Annotated in this window: 12 protein-coding genes; 8 read left to right on the top strand and 4 right to left on the bottom strand. The window is 55.9% G+C overall.

Annotated elements, in window-relative coordinates:
- Nucleotides 1–36 precede the first annotated feature (36 nt).
- The 5 genes from ygeW to arcC all read left to right on the top strand — a co-directional run bounded on the left by ygeW (nt 37) and on the right by arcC (nt 6,161).
- Nucleotides 37–1,224 carry a knotted carbamoyltransferase YgeW gene (gene ygeW / locus DSD31_RS11255; protein ID WP_075808475.1) on the top strand — a complete coding sequence of 396 codons (1,188 nt, stop codon included), beginning with the start codon at nt 37–39 and terminating at the stop codon, nt 1,222–1,224.
- 60 nt (nt 1,225–1,284) lie between these two features.
- Nucleotides 1,285–2,484, top strand: coding sequence for a diaminopropionate ammonia-lyase (gene dpaL, locus DSD31_RS11250; RefSeq protein WP_113991047.1), 1,200 nt, complete (start codon nt 1,285–1,287; stop codon nt 2,482–2,484).
- Between the two features lie 62 nt (nt 2,485–2,546).
- On the top strand, nt 2,547–3,758 hold the full coding sequence (locus DSD31_RS11245; protein ID WP_113991046.1) for a YgeY family selenium metabolism-linked hydrolase: 1,212 nt from the start codon (nt 2,547–2,549) through the stop codon (nt 3,756–3,758).
- 51 nt (nt 3,759–3,809) lie between these two features.
- On the top strand, nt 3,810–5,216 hold the full coding sequence (gene hydA / locus DSD31_RS11240; protein WP_004862828.1) for a dihydropyrimidinase: 1,407 nt from the start codon (nt 3,810–3,812) through the stop codon (nt 5,214–5,216).
- Between the two features lie 12 nt (nt 5,217–5,228).
- A complete protein-coding gene (gene arcC, locus DSD31_RS11235; protein WP_004862832.1) occupies nt 5,229–6,161 on the top strand; it encodes a carbamate kinase in 933 nt (310 codons plus the stop codon).
- 86 nt (nt 6,162–6,247) lie between these two features.
- Here the strand turns inward: arcC and yqeB are convergent, their stop codons facing one another.
- Both yqeB and yqeC read right to left on the bottom strand, forming a co-directional pair.
- Nucleotides 6,248–7,873 (bottom strand): selenium-dependent molybdenum cofactor biosynthesis protein YqeB, encoded by a 1,626-nt coding sequence (gene yqeB, locus DSD31_RS11230; protein WP_044349858.1) that lies wholly within the window; start codon nt 7,871–7,873, stop codon nt 6,248–6,250.
- A gap of 41 nt (nt 7,874–7,914) precedes the next feature.
- Nucleotides 7,915–8,673 (bottom strand): selenium cofactor biosynthesis protein YqeC, encoded by a 759-nt coding sequence (yqeC, locus tag DSD31_RS11225; protein ID WP_004862837.1) that lies wholly within the window; start codon nt 8,671–8,673, stop codon nt 7,915–7,917.
- A 34-nt stretch (nt 8,674–8,707) separates the two neighbouring features.
- On the opposite strand from yqeC, the gene DSD31_RS11220 reads away from it, so the two are divergent.
- The 3 genes from DSD31_RS11220 to ssnA all read left to right on the top strand — a co-directional run bounded on the left by DSD31_RS11220 (nt 8,708) and on the right by ssnA (nt 14,021).
- Nucleotides 8,708–9,307, top strand: a complete 600-nt coding sequence (locus DSD31_RS11220; protein WP_004862839.1) for an NTP transferase domain-containing protein — start codon at nt 8,708–8,710, stop codon at nt 9,305–9,307.
- Nucleotides 9,308–9,585: 278 nt separating this feature from the next.
- Nucleotides 9,586–12,690, top strand: coding sequence for a putative selenate reductase subunit YgfK (gene ygfK / locus DSD31_RS11215; RefSeq protein WP_015584177.1), 3,105 nt, complete (start codon nt 9,586–9,588; stop codon nt 12,688–12,690).
- Nucleotides 12,687–14,021, top strand: coding sequence for a putative aminohydrolase SsnA (gene ssnA / locus DSD31_RS11210; protein WP_113991045.1), 1,335 nt, complete (start codon nt 12,687–12,689; stop codon nt 14,019–14,021). The genes ygfK and ssnA overlap by 4 nt, the downstream gene beginning before the upstream one ends.
- Nucleotides 14,022–14,079: 58 nt before the next feature.
- On the opposite strand, the gene DSD31_RS11205 is transcribed toward ssnA, so the two are convergent.
- Nucleotides 14,080–14,556 carry a 4Fe-4S dicluster domain-containing protein gene (locus DSD31_RS11205; RefSeq protein ID WP_048025211.1) on the bottom strand — a complete coding sequence of 159 codons (477 nt, stop codon included), beginning with the start codon at nt 14,554–14,556 and terminating at the stop codon, nt 14,080–14,082.
- Nucleotides 14,553–16,493, bottom strand: a complete 1,941-nt coding sequence (gene ygfT / locus DSD31_RS11200) for a formate-dependent uric acid utilization protein YgfT (RefSeq protein ID WP_113991044.1) — start codon at nt 16,491–16,493, stop codon at nt 14,553–14,555. Before ygfT ends, DSD31_RS11205 begins: the two co-directional genes overlap by 4 nt.
- Nucleotides 16,494–16,890 lie beyond the last annotated feature (397 nt).

Genomic DNA, 16,890 nt, shown 5'->3' with positions numbered 1-16,890 from the left:
ATCATTAAGCTCGTCATTCACTACCAGGACCTAAAAATGAAAACTGTTAACGAACTGATTAAGGATATCAACCACCTCAACTCCAGCCTTCACGATAAAGACTTCCTGCTGACGTGGGAACAGTCTCCGGATGAGCTGAAACAGGTGCTGGATGTTGCCGAAGCCTTAAAGACGCTGCGTGCAGAGAATATTGCCACCCAGGCCTTTAATAGCGGGCTGGGAATTTCCGTTTTTCGCGATAACTCAACCCGCACTCGTTTCTCCTATGCCTCAGCGCTGAATTTGTTAGGTCTCGCGCAGCAGGACCTTGATGAAGGCAAATCACAAATTGCCCACGGCGAAACCGTTCGCGAAACCGCCAACATGATCTCATTTTGTGCCGACGTTATCGGTATTCGCGACGACATGTATCTTGGCGCCGGCAATGCCTACATGCGCGAAGTCGGCGACGCGCTGGACGACGGATTCCAACAGGGCGTACTGCCGCAGCGCCCGGCCCTCATTAACCTGCAGTGCGATATCGACCACCCGACGCAGGCAATGGCCGATCTTGCCTGGCTGCGCGAACATTTTGGATCGCTGGAAAACCTGAAAGGTAAAAAAATCGCCATGACCTGGGCCTACTCGCCAAGTTACGGCAAACCTCTCTCGGTGCCTCAGGGAATTATCGGTCTGATGACCCGCTTTGGTATGGACGTCACTCTGGCACACCCGGAAGGCTACGATCTGATTCCGGACGTCATCGACGTGGCGAAAAACAACGCCGAAGCTTCTGGCGGCCGCTTCCGTCAGGTCACCGATATGGCAGAAGCGTTTAAGGATGCGGACATTGTATATCCGAAGTCCTGGGCACCTTATAAGGTGATGGAAAAACGCACCGAACTGCTGCGCGCTAACGATCATGATGGGTTAAAAGCGCTGGAGCAGGCCTGCCTGGCGCAAAACGCCAACCATAAAGACTGGCACTGTACTGAAGAGATGATGGCGCAGACTAAAAACGGCGAGGCGCTATATATGCACTGTCTGCCTGCCGACATCACCGGCGTCTCCTGCGACGAGGGGGAAGTCACCGAAGCGGTCTTCGAAAAATACCGTATCGCCACCTACAAAGAAGCCAGCTGGAAGCCATACATCATCGCCGCCATGATTTTGTGCCGCAAATACGCCAGACCTGGCCAGCTGCTGGAGCAATTGCTCAACGAAGCACAAAAACGCGTCAAGTAACCTATCAGGCTGGCCTGCAGGCCAGCATCACACTCTCCGCATGATGGATAAGGACAGAGTATGTCTGCTTTCTCACTGAAAATGGATATTGCCGAAAACCGTTTTTTTACCGGCGAAACATCCCCGCTGTTTTCGCGCCAGCAGGCGCAACAGGCACGACATTTTCATCAAAAAATCGTCGGATATAAACCGACGCCGCTGTATGCCCTCAAATCGCTGGCTGCTCTGTTCGGCGTAAGTACGATTCTGGTCAAAGACGAGTCGCAGCGTTTCGGTCTGAACGCATTCAAAATGCTGGGCGGCGCCTACGCTATCGCACAGCTGCTGTGCGAAAAATATCACCTGGATATCAACGCATTTTCCTTCGCAACCTTCAAATCCAGCATCAAAGAAAAGATGACCTTTGCCACCACCACCGACGGTAACCACGGACGCGGCGTGGCGTGGGCGGCACAGCAGCTGGGACAGAATGCCGTCATCTATATGCCCAAAGGTTCTGCCCAGGAGCGCGTTGATGCCATCCTGCGGCTTGGCGCCAGGTGTATCGTCACCGAGATGAACTATGACGATACCGTACGCTTCACGATGCAAACCGCCCGGCAAAACGGCTGGGTAGTGGTACAAGACACCGCCTGGGAAGGTTATACCAAAATCCCGACCTGGATTATGCAAGGTTACGCCACCCTCGCCGATGAAGCGGTAGAGCAGATGGCGGCAATGGGCATTGCTCGTCCGACCCACGTTTTCCTGCAGGCTGGCGTCGGCGCGATGGCCGGCGGCGTGCTCGGTTATCTGGTGGACGTCTTCGGCGCACGCGATCTGCATTCGGTTATCGTTGAGCCAGAGCTGGCGGATTGTCTCTACCGTTCAGGCGTCAAAGGTCAAATCGTCAACGTTGGCGGCAGCATGGCCACGATTATGGCAGGCCTGGCCTGCGGCGAACCCAATCCGCTGGGCTGGGACATTCTGCGCAACTGCGCCACCCAGTTTATCTCCTGTCAGGATGCCGTAGCCGCGCTCGGGATGCGCGTACTGGGTAATCCTCTCGGTACCGATCCGCGGGTGATTTCCGGAGAGTCTGGCGCTGTCGGTCTGGGCATTCTCTCCGCCGTACATTTCCATCCACAGCGCGAAGCGCTGATGAATAAGCTCGGACTGGATAGCCGCTCCGTGGTGCTGGTTATCAGTACTGAAGGCGATACCGATGTGGAGCACTACCGGGAAGTCGTCTGGGAAGGTAAATATCCGGCAGCCCAATAATTCCTCAGAACACTGACAAATTCATCCCGCTGAGCGGGAAACAAAAACTGGAGAACTGATTCATGGCCAAGCACATTCCCTTCAAACTTATTCTTGAAAAAGCAAACCACTACCAGCAGGACATGACCCGTTTTCTACGGGACATGGTGGCAATACCTAGCGAAAGCTGTGATGAAAAACGCGTTGTCCATCGCATTAAAGAAGAGATGGAAAAGGTCGGCTTCGACAAAGTGGTCATCGACCCGATGGGCAACGTTCTTGGTTATATCGGCCATGGCCCGCGCCTCGTCGCGATGGACGCACATATCGACACCGTCGGCATCGGCAACATCAAGAACTGGAATTTCGATCCCTATGAAGGCATGGAGACCGATGAGTTAATCGGCGGTCGTGGAACGTCTGACCAGGAGGGGGGAATGGCCTCAATGGTCTACGCCGGTAAAATTATCAAAGACCTCGGACTGCAAGATGAGTACACCCTGCTGGTCACCGGCACCGTTCAGGAAGAAGATTGCGATGGGCTGTGCTGGCAGTACATCATCGAGCAGTCAGGTATTCGCCCGGAGTTTGTTGTCAGCACCGAACCAACGGATTGTCAGATCTACCGCGGTCAGCGCGGGCGTATGGAAATTCGCGTTGATGTCCAGGGCATCAGTTGCCACGGTTCCGCGCCGGAACGCGGCGATAACGCGATTTTCAAAATGGGACCAATCCTCAATGAACTGCAGGAACTCTCGCACAAACTGGGCAATGATGAGTTCCTGGGCAAAGGCACCCTGACCGTTTCCGAAATTTTCTTCACCTCGCCAAGCCGCTGCGCCGTTGCCGACAGCTGCGCCGTCTCCATCGACCGGCGCCTGACCTGGGGGGAAACCTGGGAAGGCGCTCTGGCTGAAATTCGCGCCCTGCCCGCCGTACAAAATGCCGGCGCGGTGGTGTCGATGTACAACTATGACCGTCCATCCTGGACCGGGCTGGTCTACCCGACCGAGTGCTATTTCCCGACCTGGAAAGTGGAAGAAAACCACTTCACCGTCCGTGCGCTAAGCAATGCCTATGAAGGGCTGTTTGGTAAAGCGCCGGTCGTTGATAAATGGACCTTCTCGACCAACGGCGTCTCCATCATGGGCCGTCACGGCATTCCGGTCATCGGTTTTGGGCCAGGTAAAGAACCGGAAGCCCATGCGCCTAATGAGAAGACCTGGAAATCCCATCTGGTGACCTGTGCCGCGATGTATGCCGCCATTCCGCTTAGCTGGCTGGCCACTGAATAATCATTGACTGCAACCCCTCCCGTCGCTTTGCGACGGGAGTCTGGAGTGTTTATGCGCGTACTGATTAAAAATGGCATCGTCGTCAATGCCGACGGCCGGGCTAAACAGGATCTGCTCATTGAAAACGGTCTGGTCAGCCGCCTGGCCCCCCAGATAACGCCTGACCAACCTTGCGACACTATTGATGCCGAAGGTTGCTACGTGATGCCCGGCGGCATCGATGTTCATACCCACTTTAATATTGATACCGGACTCGCCCGCAGCTGTGATGATTTTTTTACCGGTACCCGCGCCGCCGCGTGTGGCGGTACAACAACCATCATCGATCATATGGGCTTTGGCCCTGCCGGCTGTCGGTTACGCCACCAGCTGGAGGCCTACCACGGATATGCCGCTTATAAAGCGGTGATTGACTACAGTTTTCATGGCGTTATCCAGCATATAAATCACGCGATTCTTGATGAGATCCCGATGATGGTCGAGGCGGGGATCAGTAGCTTTAAGCTCTACCTGACCTACCAGTACAAACTCAATGATGACGAGGTGCTGCAGGCGATGCGTCATCTACAGCGTGCCGGGGCATTAACGACCGTCCATCCAGAAAATGATGCCGCTATCGCGCAAAAGCGCGCTGAGTTTCTTGCCGCCGGTAAGACCGCCCCGCGCTATCACGCTTTAAGTCGCCCGTTTGAGTGCGAAGCCGAAGCCATCGCGCGGATGATCAATCTTGCACAGCTTGCCGGCAACGCACCGCTATACATTGTGCATCTCTCCAATAGTCTGGGTCTGGACTATCTACGTCTCGCCCAGGCCCGCCATCAGCCGGTATGGGTAGAAACCTGCCCACAGTATCTGCTGCTCGACGAACGCTGCTATGAGCGTGAAGATGCCCTGCAGTTTCTGCTCAGTCCACCGCTGCGTAATGCCAGGCATAACGATGCCCTGTGGTGCGGCATCAGCGATGGCGCGATTGATGTTGTCGCCACCGATCACTGTGCTTTCTCCATGGCCCAACGCCAGCAGCTTTCCGGTGGCGATTTCAGCCGCTGTCCGAACGGTCTGCCGGGAGTCGAAAATCGTTTGCTGCTCCTGTTCTCCCACGGGGTGATGACCGGACGCATTTCGGCGGAACGTTTCGTGGCTCTCACCAGCGCGACGCCGGCAAAACTGTTCGGTCTGTGGCCAAAAAAAGGGCTGCTGGCACCCGGCGCCGATGGCGATGTGGCGATCATCGATCCGCGTCGGACTACCACCATTCGTCATGAAATGCTGCATGACAACGCTGACTATTCCCCGTGGGAGGGGTTTATCTGTCAGGGCGCTATTCGCCAGACCTTGTCTCACGGCAGAGTGATCTTCGATAACGGTCACTTTACCGGCACCGCAGGCCAGGGGCGTTTCCTGCGCCGCCATCCCTTTTCAATCGCTAACGCTCCCGTAAGCGGAAATGCACCCTAAAGTGAGGAATGAATGAGTAAGAAAATTGTTCTCGCCCTTGGCGGAAATGCCTTAGGGGACGACCTGGCCGGGCAAATGCAGGCCGTTAAACAAACCGCGCAGGCCATCGTTGACCTGATTGCGCAGGGACACCAGGTGGTGGTGACTCACGGAAATGGTCCGCAGGTGGGGATGATTAACCTCGCTTTTGAAGCCGCCGCTAAAACGGAAGCGCACACGCCCATGCTGCCAATGTCGGTCTGCGTCGCCCTGAGCCAGGGCTACATTGGCTACGACTTACAAAACGCACTCCGTGAAGCACTCCTTTCCCGAGGAATGACCGTGCCCGTGGCAACGCTGATTACCCAGGTCGAAGTGGACGCCAACGACCCCGCATTTAAACATCCAACCAAACCTATCGGCTCCTTTTTTAGCGAAGAAGACGCCAGGCAGCTGACCCGCCAGGGGTACACCATGAAAGAGGATGCCGGCCGCGGCTACCGCCGCGTTGTCGCATCGCCACAACCGGTGGATATCATCGAAAAAGAGACGGTGAAAGCGATGATGGAAGCGGGTCATGTGGTGATTACCGTAGGCGGCGGCGGTATCCCCGTCATTCGTGAAGGCCACCACCTGCGGGGTGCCAGCGCGGTGATTGATAAAGACTGGGCCAGCGCGAAACTGGCAGCGATGATTGACGCCGATATGCTGATTATCCTGACCGCGGTGGAGAAAGTCGCCATCAACTTCGGCAAAGCGGATGAGCAGTGGCTGGACAGGCTCACGCTCAGCGATGCCGAACGCTATATTCGCGAAGGCCATTTCGCGAAAGGTTCTATGTTACCGAAAGTCGAGGCTGCCGCCTCGTTCGCGCGTTCCCGTCCCGGACGTCAAGCACTGATTACGGTTCTGAGCAAGGCTCAAGAAGGAATTGAAGGCAAAACCGGAACCGTGATAGCGGGTTAAACAGGGTCTGAGAAAACCAGTAACCCTCGATACGCCCGGTGATGTTCCGGGCGATTTTTACAGGACCAGCCCACGGGATATCAGGCTCAGGCGACCGTTAACACCGCTTCCTTCGCCTTAACGCCTCGGTGCATTAGCGTCATTAGCGCTTCAAGCACGCCACCGCCAATCGCTCTGGCCTTATCCGATACGCTGGTATAATCGGCGTCTGCGCCGCGCGGATCGATATCACCGATTTTGAAACCGCTGTTAACCACCAGGCCATCGTTTAATAACCCACGCACCATCCCGCCCAGCGGGGCCAGAATCTCCCGGTCACCGATGGTGGCGATCGTCTCCCCTTCGTTGACAATATCTCCCAGCCGCACCCGCCCCTGTAGCACGCCGGCCACCGGAGCGCGGATTACCCTCAGCGACGTGTGGCCCTGAATATTGCCCGGGATCCCGGTATTTGCCTGAGCGCAGCCGTGGTAAATCACCTGACCTAACCAGTGGCCCCGATGGGTTTCAATTACCGCGTGGCAATCTTTTCCGGCACAGAAACCGGGGCCAAGCGCGATCACCGCCGGTGCCAGCCCGCAATGAGTACCGAAGTTTTCCTTCGCCAGAATCGCATCCACCACGCAGGCGGGCCTCAGGTCGTGTAGGGAGTGGCACACTGGATCGACCAGAAGCGGGATGGCCCCATTTTCGACGATACGAATAGCCTCATGTACCGACGCTGCGCGCCGGGCGACAACGCCCTCTACCGTCACCTCACCGTCGAATATCGCCTGGGCAAAGGCCACGCTGCGGCGGATCGCCGTCGGTTTTTCAACCTCGAGCATGATCACCTTAAATCCGGCATGCCAGAGCCGCAGCGCCACCCCGGTAGCAATATCTCCGGCACCGCGAATCACGACCCGCAGATGCTGTGAGGGATGATCCACCGCCATCATCAGGCCACCAGCGGCCTGATTTTTCACCTGCAGGATCTCCGCCAGGACGCTGATAGCAATCTCGTTTGGCGTCTCTGCGCCAATGTTATAGCCCACCGGCGCATGCAGACGCGCAATGTGTTCTTCCGCAACCCCGTTTTCACGCAGTTGACGTAAAAAAACCTGAACCTTACGGCGGCTGGCCAACAGACCAAGCCAGGCCACTGGCTGGGTAATCAGCCGATCCAGCGCTTCGCGATCTTTATTGTTGGTGGCGATGAGAACAAAGTTGTCCGGGCGAATGTCCAGCTTTTCTAACGCGGAACCAAAGGTTTCGGCATGCAGCAGCTGGGTCGACGGAGGGAAAAAATCAGGATTGAGGCTCTCCCGATAGATATCGGCAACGGCGATTTCGAACCCCACCAGCGCCGCAATTTGCGCAATTGCGCGGTTGACGTGTCCGCCGCCAATCAGCACCAGGCGCGGCCGCAGGCCATGCACGCTGATATAAACCGACATCGCGCCTCCGCAGTCAGAGCCAACGGCATCGGCCCCGTTGCGCGCCATCCTGCCGTGAAACATTCGCGACGCCTTCTCACCCAGCGCCACCAGTGCCTCATCAATCACTTTTCGCTCCACCATCCCGCCGCCTATAGTTCCCGCAATGGTCCCGTCAGCGCGGATCAACATCTGCGCCGAGTGCCTGGGCGTTGAGCCTCTGCTGTCAACAATCTGCGCCAGCGCAAACGGGCGATTCTGTTCTTCGAGTCTTGCAGCTTCTGAGAAAATATTCATAACAACCTCGATGGCTATCCCTTTTCACCCCAGAGTGGATCTCACTCTCTCACTCGTCTGCGCGTGATTGCCGGACGCGCCTGAACGGATCCCGCCCAGATGGCATCAACATCGCCATCGGTCAGCAGGTCGGCTGTCAGCAAATTATCATTTTGAGAAAGCTGATTAAGTAACCAGATGCGCCGGACACCCGTCGGCGTATCTTTAAAGGCCCCTTCAGGATGCTGAATGAAACGATGCAGCATCGGCCAGCTCAGCCTGTCACCCGGTACGGCGGCGGTTATTCGGGAAAAAAACGGCCAGCGATGAACCGTCCCAGGACCAATACATTGCCCAATCAACCCGCCTCCCGTCACGGCAATGACGCAGCGACTTGAATCAGGGATGCAAGGTTCATGCTCGTTTGGCGCTTTGAGTGCAAAACCGTGAGCACCGTCGGCTTCTACCAGCACCACGTCGACGTCAGCCTGCGCCACCAGTCCATCGAGTTGCTCGCCGGTAAAACCCTTTACTTTTCCAGCCTGCGGCAGCCATGCGGAAAAACAGGCCAGCAGCGGCTGTTGCCAGACGACTGGCGACAGCCGCCGCGGATCGCGACAGATAACAACCGGCATCTGCGCCGGTAGATACATATGCGTGGTGGTGGTCAACAGGACCCGTCGTCCGGCCCGGACAAATAATTCAGCCAGCCACAACAACGTACTGGTTTTGCCGCCAGCGCCGACGGTGGAAATAAGTAACGGGCTGGCAGACGCACCCAAATCACAAAACAAGGCGTCATCTTGCGGTATATTTTCCATTAATCAGGTTCATTTCCATTATTTAAAGAGAGCTATGAAGCCGATCGACTGCATTATTACCGCCGCCGGGTTGTCCTCCCGAATGGGGCAATGGAAAATGATGTTACCCTGGCAAGAGGGAACAATACTTGATGCAAGTATTAAAAATGCCCTGCAATTTTGCTCACGTATTATTCTGGTGACGGGTTTTCACGCGCAGGAACTGCAGACACGGTATAGCAACAATCCCAGGATAACGCTGGCCCATAATGCGGATTATCAACATGGGTTGTTCTCATCCGTGATTTGCGGGGCCCGTGCCGTGACAAGCGAATACTGCTTTATCACCCACGGCGATCTGCCTTGTATCACGGCTGATGTGTTCCGCACCATGTGGCCGTTGCGCTATAACGGTTCGCTCCTTCCGCATTATCAAGGAATACCGGGCCATCCCATCCTCGTTGCCAGCCGCTATTTGCAACAGCGGCTGAACCGATCTGACGGTTCATCTGTCCGCAAAGCTCTGCTCAGCGGTCGGCATCAACGACTGGAACTGGAATATCCGGAAATTATTTTTGATATTGATACCCCTGCCGATTTTATTCGCCTGCAGAATAGCCCGCGTTTCTCGTCGCGATGCCATCGCACCTCATGAGGCGCGCATAGCGCGATAACGTAAATTATCATTGTGATAGATAAGCGTTGATTTTGAGAAATAAACACAGCTCATTTTGGTGAGTGATTTTAATTCGCATTAGCATAACGTGATGTATTTCATAAAGCGTCGTTAACTTTAGATCTCTCTCACAGATTCGCACCCGCTTAGCTTAATGGCTAAATAACTGGTGTGATTGTTGCTCCACCTCTCCCAATTCGTCGGAAAGATCGCTTTCCCGATAATATTCGTTCACCGATTAATCTAAGGAGAGGGTTATGGGAGATATCATGCGTCCCGTCCCGTTTGAGGCATTATTGACGCGTATCTTTGATGAATACCAAAACCATCGCTCGATATTTGGTATTCCTGAACAGCAATTTTACTCGCCGACAAACCCAAATCGACTCACCGTGTTCGGCGAGAGTTGTGCAACCCCGGTTGGACCTGCCGCCGGACCGCATACCCAGCTGGCGCAAAATATTATCACCTCCTGGTTAACCGGCGGTCGGTTTATCGAACTGAAAACCGTGCAGATCCTCGATCGGCTTGAGCTGGAAAAACCGTGTATCGACGCCGAAGATGAATGTTTTAATACTGAATGGTCGACCGAATTTACCCTGAAAAAGGCTGCTGATGAGTACCTGAAAGCCTGGTTTATTCTGCACCTGCTGGAAGAGATTTTCCCGCTCACGCCGATGAAGGGCGGCAAATCATTTATTTTCAATATGAGCGTGGGTTATAACCTGGACGGTATCAAGCAGCCGCCGATGCAGCAGTTCATCAACTGCATGATGAACGCCAGCAAGCAACCCGAATTTTCCCGCTATCGCGATATTCTCGACCGCTGGCTGCATGACGACAAGTTCCTTCTCCGCTTCCGGTTCGATGATATCCGTCCACGGCTCGACACGCTGGCACACCGGATCCCCGCCACCCTGGTACACGGCGTGACGCTGTCGACGATGCATGGCTGTCCGCCGGACGAAATTGAAGCCATTTGTCGCTATATGCTGGAAGAGAAAAACCTCAATACCTTCGTCAAACTCAACCCGACGCTTCTCGGCTATTCGCGGGTACGCGAAATTCTTGATACCTGCGGCTTCGGCTATATCGCCCTCAATGAAGAGTCCTTTGACCACGATCTGAAAATCGATCGGGCATTAGAAATGCTGGAACGCCTGATGCAACTGGCAAAAGAGAGACATCTCGGCTTCGGTGTGAAGCTCACCAATACCCTCGGCACCGTCAACAACAAAGGTGCGCTGCCGGGAGATGAGATGTATATGTCCGGTCGCGCGCTGTTCCCGCTGTCCATCAATGTTGCCGCTCTTCTTTCCCGCGCTTTTGACGGCAAGCTGCCAATCTCCTATTCCGGAGGCGCCAGCCAGCTCAATATTCGCGAAATTTTTGCAACAGGAATACATCCAATCACCATGGCGACGGACCTGCTGAAACCGGGAGGCTACCTGCGGCTTAGCGAATGTATGCGCGAACTTGAGCAGTCTGACGGCTGGAAGATGACCCGGGTGGACGTCGCAAGATTGAATGCGCTGGCAGAAAAAGCCGTCAGCATGGCGTACACCCAGAAACACTGGAAACCCGATGACCGTATTGATGTCGGCGAGAAACTGCCCCTCACCGACTGCTACGTCGCCCCCTGCGTTACCGCCTGCGCCATTAAGCAGGATATCCCGGAATATATTCGTCTGATGGGCGAACAGCGTTATGCCGACGCGCTGGAGCTGATTTACCAGCGCAATGCCCTACCGGCCATTACCGGTCATATCTGCGATCATCAGTGTCAGTACAACTGTACTCGCCTGGACTACGACAGCGCGCTTAACATTCGTGAATTGAAAAAAATCGCCCTTGAGAAAGGCTGGGATGAATACCAGCAGCGCTGGCATAAACCCGCAGGTTCCGGCACCAGACATCCGGTAGCCGTGATTGGCGCAGGTCCGGCAGGACTGGCCGCCGGATATTTTCTCGCCCGCGCCGGGCATCCGGTGACGCTTTTTGAGCGCGAAGCCAACGCCGGTGGCGTGGTACGCAATATCATCCCACAATTCCGTATTCCCGCAGAGCTGATCGAACATGATATTGATTTCGTGACCCGGCATGGGGTGAATCTGGTTTACGGCTGCGATCCGCATCTGAGCGTTGAAAAGCTGCAGCAGGAAGGATTTCACTACGTTCTGGTGGGAACCGGTACCGATAAGAACAGCGGCGTCCCGCTACGCGGTGATAACCTTAACGTACTAAAATCACTCCAGTTTTTGCGGGAGTATAACCGCGGCGACAACCTGAAGCTGGGGAAACATGTGGCCATTATTGGTGCAGGCAATACCGCAATGGACTGCGCCCGCGCGGCCCTGCGCGTCCCCGGCGTGGAGAAGGCCACCATCGTTTATCGCCGTTCACAACAGGAGATGCCGGCGTGGCGTGAGGAGTATGAAGAAGCCGTTGCTGATGGCGTTCAGTTCCGTTTTCTGAACAACCCGGAAGAGTTTAACGCCGATGGCACCTTGACGCTGCGCGTTATGACTCTCGGCGAAGCCGATGAAAAGGGCCGCCGCCGCCCGGTACAAACCGCCGAGACCTGCACGCTGCAGGTCGATACCCTGATAACCGCCATCGGCGAGCAGCAGGATCACGATGCCCTCGCGGCGATGGGTATTCCGCTCAATGAACATGGCTGGCCGGTTGTCGATCTCAATGGGGAAACCGGTAAGGCCAACGTCTTCCTGATCGGCGATGTGCAGCGCGGCCCCTCTTCCATTGTTTCCGCAATCGGCAATGCCCGCCGGGCCACGGATACGATTCTGGCCCGCGAGAATATCCTCAGTCACCATGGTGATAAACGCTGGAATAACGTCAATCCGGCGGAAGTCTACCGCCGTAAAGGAACCATTGCCGTGGCAAGGGTAAACAAAGACGATCGCGATGCATTCGTGGCCCAGGAGGCCTCCCGTTGCCTTGAGTGCAACTACATCTGCAGCAAGTGCGTGGATGTCTGTCCAAACCGCGCCAACGTCTCAATCGCCGTACCTGGGTTCCAGAATCGCTACCAGACCTTGCACCTTGACGCCTTCTGCAACGAATGCGGTAACTGCGCCCAGTTCTGCCCGTGGCAGGGCAAACCATACAAAGACAAAATCACCATCTTTAGCCTGGCCGAGGATTTCGGCAACAGCACCAACCCGGGTTTTCTTGTCGAAGCGAACCAGGTTCACGTACGACAAAACGATCGGATCTGGCTGCTGAATATCGACGAACGCGGTCAGCTTAACGACGTACCGCCACCGCTTACCGACATGTGCCGCATTATCAGCCATGTTCATCTCCACCATCGCTATCTGCTGGGAGGCGTCGAAGTATGAGTATCCTGATTCTAAAAAATGCGACTATCGTGCAACTTTACCCGGCAAAAGTCGTGGAAAATGTCGATATCGTTATCGAAAATGAGACGATTATCGATGTTGGTGCGGACCAGTGTCGGCGCTATCCGCTGGCCAGCATCAAAGAGATGCGGGGCCGCCTGGTCATGCCTGGCAACGTATGTTCCCACAACCATTTCTATTCCGGCTTATCACGCGGTATCCAGGCCAACATCGCCCCCTGTCCGGACTTTATCTCGACGCTGAAAAACCTGTGGTGGCGGCTCGACCGGGCGCTGGATGAAGAGTCGCTGTACTACAGCGGACTCATCTGCTCGCTGGAGGCCATTCGCTGCGGCTGTACCGCGGTTATCGACCACCACGCCTCTCCGGATTATATTGCCGGGTCGCTTAGTCAACTGCGTCAGGCCTTTCTGAAGGTGGGGCTACGCGGAATGACCTGCTTCGAAACCACGGATCGCAACGGTGGCGTCAAAGAGTTACGGGCTGGCGTTGAGGAAAACATTCGCTTTGCTCGCGAAATAGATAGTGCAAAGGAAAAAGGCGATACCCCGTATCTGGTGGAGGCCCATATCGGCGCTCACGCGCCGTTCACTGTCCCGGATGAGGGCCTGAGTATGCTCTCCGAGGCCCTGAAGACAACCGGCCGCGGGCTGCATATTCACGCCGCGGAAGACCGCTACGATGTCTCCCATAGCCACCATCATTATGCAAAAGACCTGCTGGTCAGGCTGGCTGATTTCGATCTGCTCGACAGCAAAACGCTGATCGCCCACGGGCTGTATCTTTCGGTCAGGGATATTGAGCTGCTGAATGCGCATGACGGGTTCCTGGTACATAATGCCCGTTCTAACATGAACAATCATGTGGGCTATAACCAGCGTCTGGCGGCGTTCCGTAACCTGGCGCTCGGGACCGACGGTATAGGTTCTGATATGTTTGAGGAGCTTAAGTTTGCCTTCTTCAAGCACCGTGATGCCGGCGGGCCGCTGTGGCCGGATAGCTTTGCCCGTGCATTGAGCAATGGTAACGAACTGCTCAGTCGTAACTTTAATGCACAGTTTGGTCGTGTTGAAGCCGGTTACAAGGCCGACCTGACCATCAGCGATTACGCCTCGCCCACACCGTTTATCGCTGAAAATATTGCCGGCCACATTGCCTTCGGGATGGGGAGCAGCAACGTGCATAGCGTCATGGTCAACGGGGTCATGGTTTACGAGGACCGTCAGTTTACCTTTGACTGCGAACCGGTGTTTGCCGAAGCCAGAAAGGTTGCGGCGAAGATGTGGAAGCGAATGGATGCCCTGGCCTGACGCCTCTGGCAGGAAAAAGAACCCGGTCTCTGCACCGGGTTCTTTTTTTGCAGCAAATCTACAGCGTCAGCAGACTGGCGGTGGCGACGTTTCGCTGTTTTTGCAACGCCGCCAGCGCCTCAGCGCTCATCACCCTGAGCGCAGCCGTCGGGCAAACATCAACGCAGGCGGGCCCCTGTTCACGCGCCACGCACAGATCGCACTTCACCACCACCGGCGGATGTGCCGCCGTGGCCACAATCGTTATTGCCCCAAAAGGACAGGCTACCACGCACCCCTGGCAGCCGATACAACGTGCGGCATCGGCTTCAACCCGCTCGGTTCCCATCGTTAACGCGCCAACCGGACAGGCAGACACGCAGGGCGCGTTTTCACATTGATGACACATCACCGGTACGCTGAGATTAGCGAGACGCATCACCTTCAGGCGCGGATGAAACTCCGCCCCTTCAGCTATATGCGACAGGGCGCAGGCGACTTCACAGGTCCGGCAGCCAATGCAGGCCTGTGGACTGGCGACGATAAAGCTGGTCATATCCCCTCCTTGTTCCTGAACAGATCCAGCATCTCGTGAGCCGCCTGGCGCCCGGCCACCATCGCTGTAACCACCAAATCGGCGCCATGCACCGCATCCCCGCCGGCAAAAATTTTGTCATTGTCGGTTTGCGTCGTGCCGCGACCTTTACCACCGGTACGAATCTGCCCCCAGCGATCGAGTTGGATCCCGTGCCCACGTAGCCAGGGCATATCATGTGCCTGGAAGCCAAACGCCATGATCAGCACATCGGCCGGGAGCTCAAACTCTGAGCCGACAAGCGGCTGCGGACGACGACGCCCGTCCGCGCCGGGTTCACCCATTTCGGTGCGGATCATCCCAACCGCGCTGACCTGGCCTTTGCGGTTACGCAGAATATACTGCGGCTGAACGTTGAACTGAAACGCCACCCCTTCTTCACGAGCGTTCACCACCTCTTTTTTCGAACCCGGCATGCTCAGTTCATCCCGCCTGTAGGCGCAGGTTACGCTGGCTGCGCCGCGACGGACCGCCGTACGCAGGCAGTCCATCGCCGTATCGCCGCCCCCGAGCACCACTACGCGTTTACCTTTAATCTCGGTCAGCGGATATTCCGGACTCTCCTCAAGCCCCATCACTTCACGCGTGCTGGCAATCAAAAACGGCAGCGCCTGAATCACGCCCGCTGCGTCTTCCCCTTCCAGTCCCGCCGCCATCAGGCCGTAGGTACCCACGCCAAGAAAAACGGCGTCATAACCGGCAACCAGGTCGTTGAACGCCACATCGCGCCCCACTTCATGATTAAGGTGAAAAGTAATCCCCATCTCACTGAAGATCTCCCTTCTGACCCGCAGGATGCTTTTATCGAGCTTGAAGGGCGGTATACCAAAGGTGAGTAGGCCGCCGATTTCAGGATGCCTGTCGAACACCGCCACCTGTACCCCCGCGCGTGCCAGAATATCAGCGCAGCCCAGGCCTGCCGGACCGGCGCCAATGACCGCCACCCGCTCCTTACGCGGCACGACATGCCCCACGCTCGGTCGCCAGCCCATCGCCAGCGCGCTGTCGGTGATATAACGCTCAAGGTTGCCAATGGTGACCGAGCCGCCTTCATTTTTCAGTGTGCAGGCCCCCTCGCATAGACGATCCTGCGGACAAACCCGGCCGCAAATTTCCGGCAAAGAGCTGCTTTGATGACACAGTTCCGCCGCTTCGATGACATTGCCCTTATTGACAAGGCGAATAAAATCCGGAATGTGGTTATGCAGCGGACAGGTCCAGCTGCACCAGGCTTTCTGGGCGCAATAGAGGCAGCGTTCACTTTCGTATTCCGCATCGCAGGCCTCAAGCCCGTGGTAGATTTCGGCAAAATGGGTCTTTCGCGTTTCGGCAGCGATCTTCTTCGCCCCGACGCGCGGTAATTTATCGAGGAACGCTTCGCGTCGCGTCCTCTGACGAGGCTGCACCGCCAGCCCCTGGGCCGCACGAATCTGTCGTTCGCGGCGCAGCCGGTTGATACCGGCCTCATCCATCAGCTTCAACGCCTGGGTCGGGCAGGCTGCCACGCAGGCCTGCTGACCCGAGGCATGTTCGCTGCACAAATCGCACTTCTGCGCCAGCTGCGGCGCATCCGCTGCCACCGAGGTCATTTCGATGGCGCCAAACGGGCAGGCTATCACACAGTTTTTACAGCCGATGCACTGCGCCTGTCGGAGCTGAATACTGTCATTAGCCAAATAGAGCGCCTGCGTCGGGCATGAGGTTACGCAGGGCGCATCGTTACAGTGATGACAGGTAGCGGCACGACTCTCATTACGGTGGAAGACAATGTGGATGCGTGGAAGAAAATGACGACGCTGCTGCGGCCAGACATCCTGATGATGCGCAGTCACGCAGGCTATCTCACAGGCATGGCAGCCAATGCAGCTGGCGGCATCGGCAACGATAAATCTATTCATTTGCGTCCCTTTTATTATTATGAAAATGACAAGGGTCACGATGCAATAATCAGGCGCTTTTTATGTTCTGCCGCGTAGCAGGTTCATTTTTGAGAAGCGCCTCAAAGAAACACCCTTCCCAGCGCCGACCGGGGACCTCCAGTGAAATGCCGCACAGAATCATGTGGCGATTCATAATGATTTCATTCCTATCATTATGAGAACCTTCTCTTCCTCATCCGTTGTTTAATCCTGACCTGTCGCGGCGTAAAAGGCGCGTTCTGTGACAGTCGACTCATTTCGACAACTTTCTGCCTCAAATTCATAAAACTGGCACTCCCTAAGCATATTCCCCTCAGGTGTATTCAATCGTTACTCATCCTTCTCCCCAGTCGCGCCTTTCAGGAAGCACTGGCGG

Source organism: Klebsiella sp. X13, assembly GCF_003323835.1.
In the GTDB taxonomy this organism is placed as follows: Bacteria; Pseudomonadota; Gammaproteobacteria; order Enterobacterales; family Enterobacteriaceae; genus Klebsiella; species Klebsiella ornithinolytica.
The sequence above is the reverse complement of the archived record's forward strand: the minus strand, read 5'-3'. Positions and strand labels throughout refer to the sequence as shown.

What these genes read in the sequence shown, in the direction of transcription:
- ygeW (WP_075808475.1), top strand. Translation starts at nt 37, where the DNA reads ATGAAAACTGTTAACGAACTGATTAAGGATATCAACCACCTCAACTCC.
- dpaL (WP_113991047.1), top strand. Translation starts at nt 1,285, where the DNA reads ATGTCTGCTTTCTCACTGAAAATGGATATTGCCGAAAACCGTTTTTTT.
- DSD31_RS11245 (WP_113991046.1), top strand. Translation starts at nt 2,547, where the DNA reads ATGGCCAAGCACATTCCCTTCAAACTTATTCTTGAAAAAGCAAACCAC.
- hydA (WP_004862828.1), top strand. Translation starts at nt 3,810, where the DNA reads ATGCGCGTACTGATTAAAAATGGCATCGTCGTCAATGCCGACGGCCGG.
- arcC (WP_004862832.1), top strand. Translation starts at nt 5,229, where the DNA reads ATGAGTAAGAAAATTGTTCTCGCCCTTGGCGGAAATGCCTTAGGGGAC.
- yqeB (WP_044349858.1), bottom strand. Translation starts at nt 7,873, where the DNA reads ATGAATATTTTCTCAGAAGCTGCAAGACTCGAAGAACAGAATCGCCCG.
- yqeC (WP_004862837.1), bottom strand. Translation starts at nt 8,673, where the DNA reads ATGGAAAATATACCGCAAGATGACGCCTTGTTTTGTGATTTGGGTGCG.
- DSD31_RS11220 (WP_004862839.1), top strand. Translation starts at nt 8,708, where the DNA reads ATGAAGCCGATCGACTGCATTATTACCGCCGCCGGGTTGTCCTCCCGA.
- ygfK (WP_015584177.1), top strand. Translation starts at nt 9,586, where the DNA reads ATGGGAGATATCATGCGTCCCGTCCCGTTTGAGGCATTATTGACGCGT.
- ssnA (WP_113991045.1), top strand. Translation starts at nt 12,687, where the DNA reads ATGAGTATCCTGATTCTAAAAAATGCGACTATCGTGCAACTTTACCCG.
- DSD31_RS11205 (WP_048025211.1), bottom strand. Translation starts at nt 14,556, where the DNA reads ATGACCAGCTTTATCGTCGCCAGTCCACAGGCCTGCATTGGCTGCCGG.
- ygfT (WP_113991044.1), bottom strand. Translation starts at nt 16,493, where the DNA reads ATGAATAGATTTATCGTTGCCGATGCCGCCAGCTGCATTGGCTGCCAT.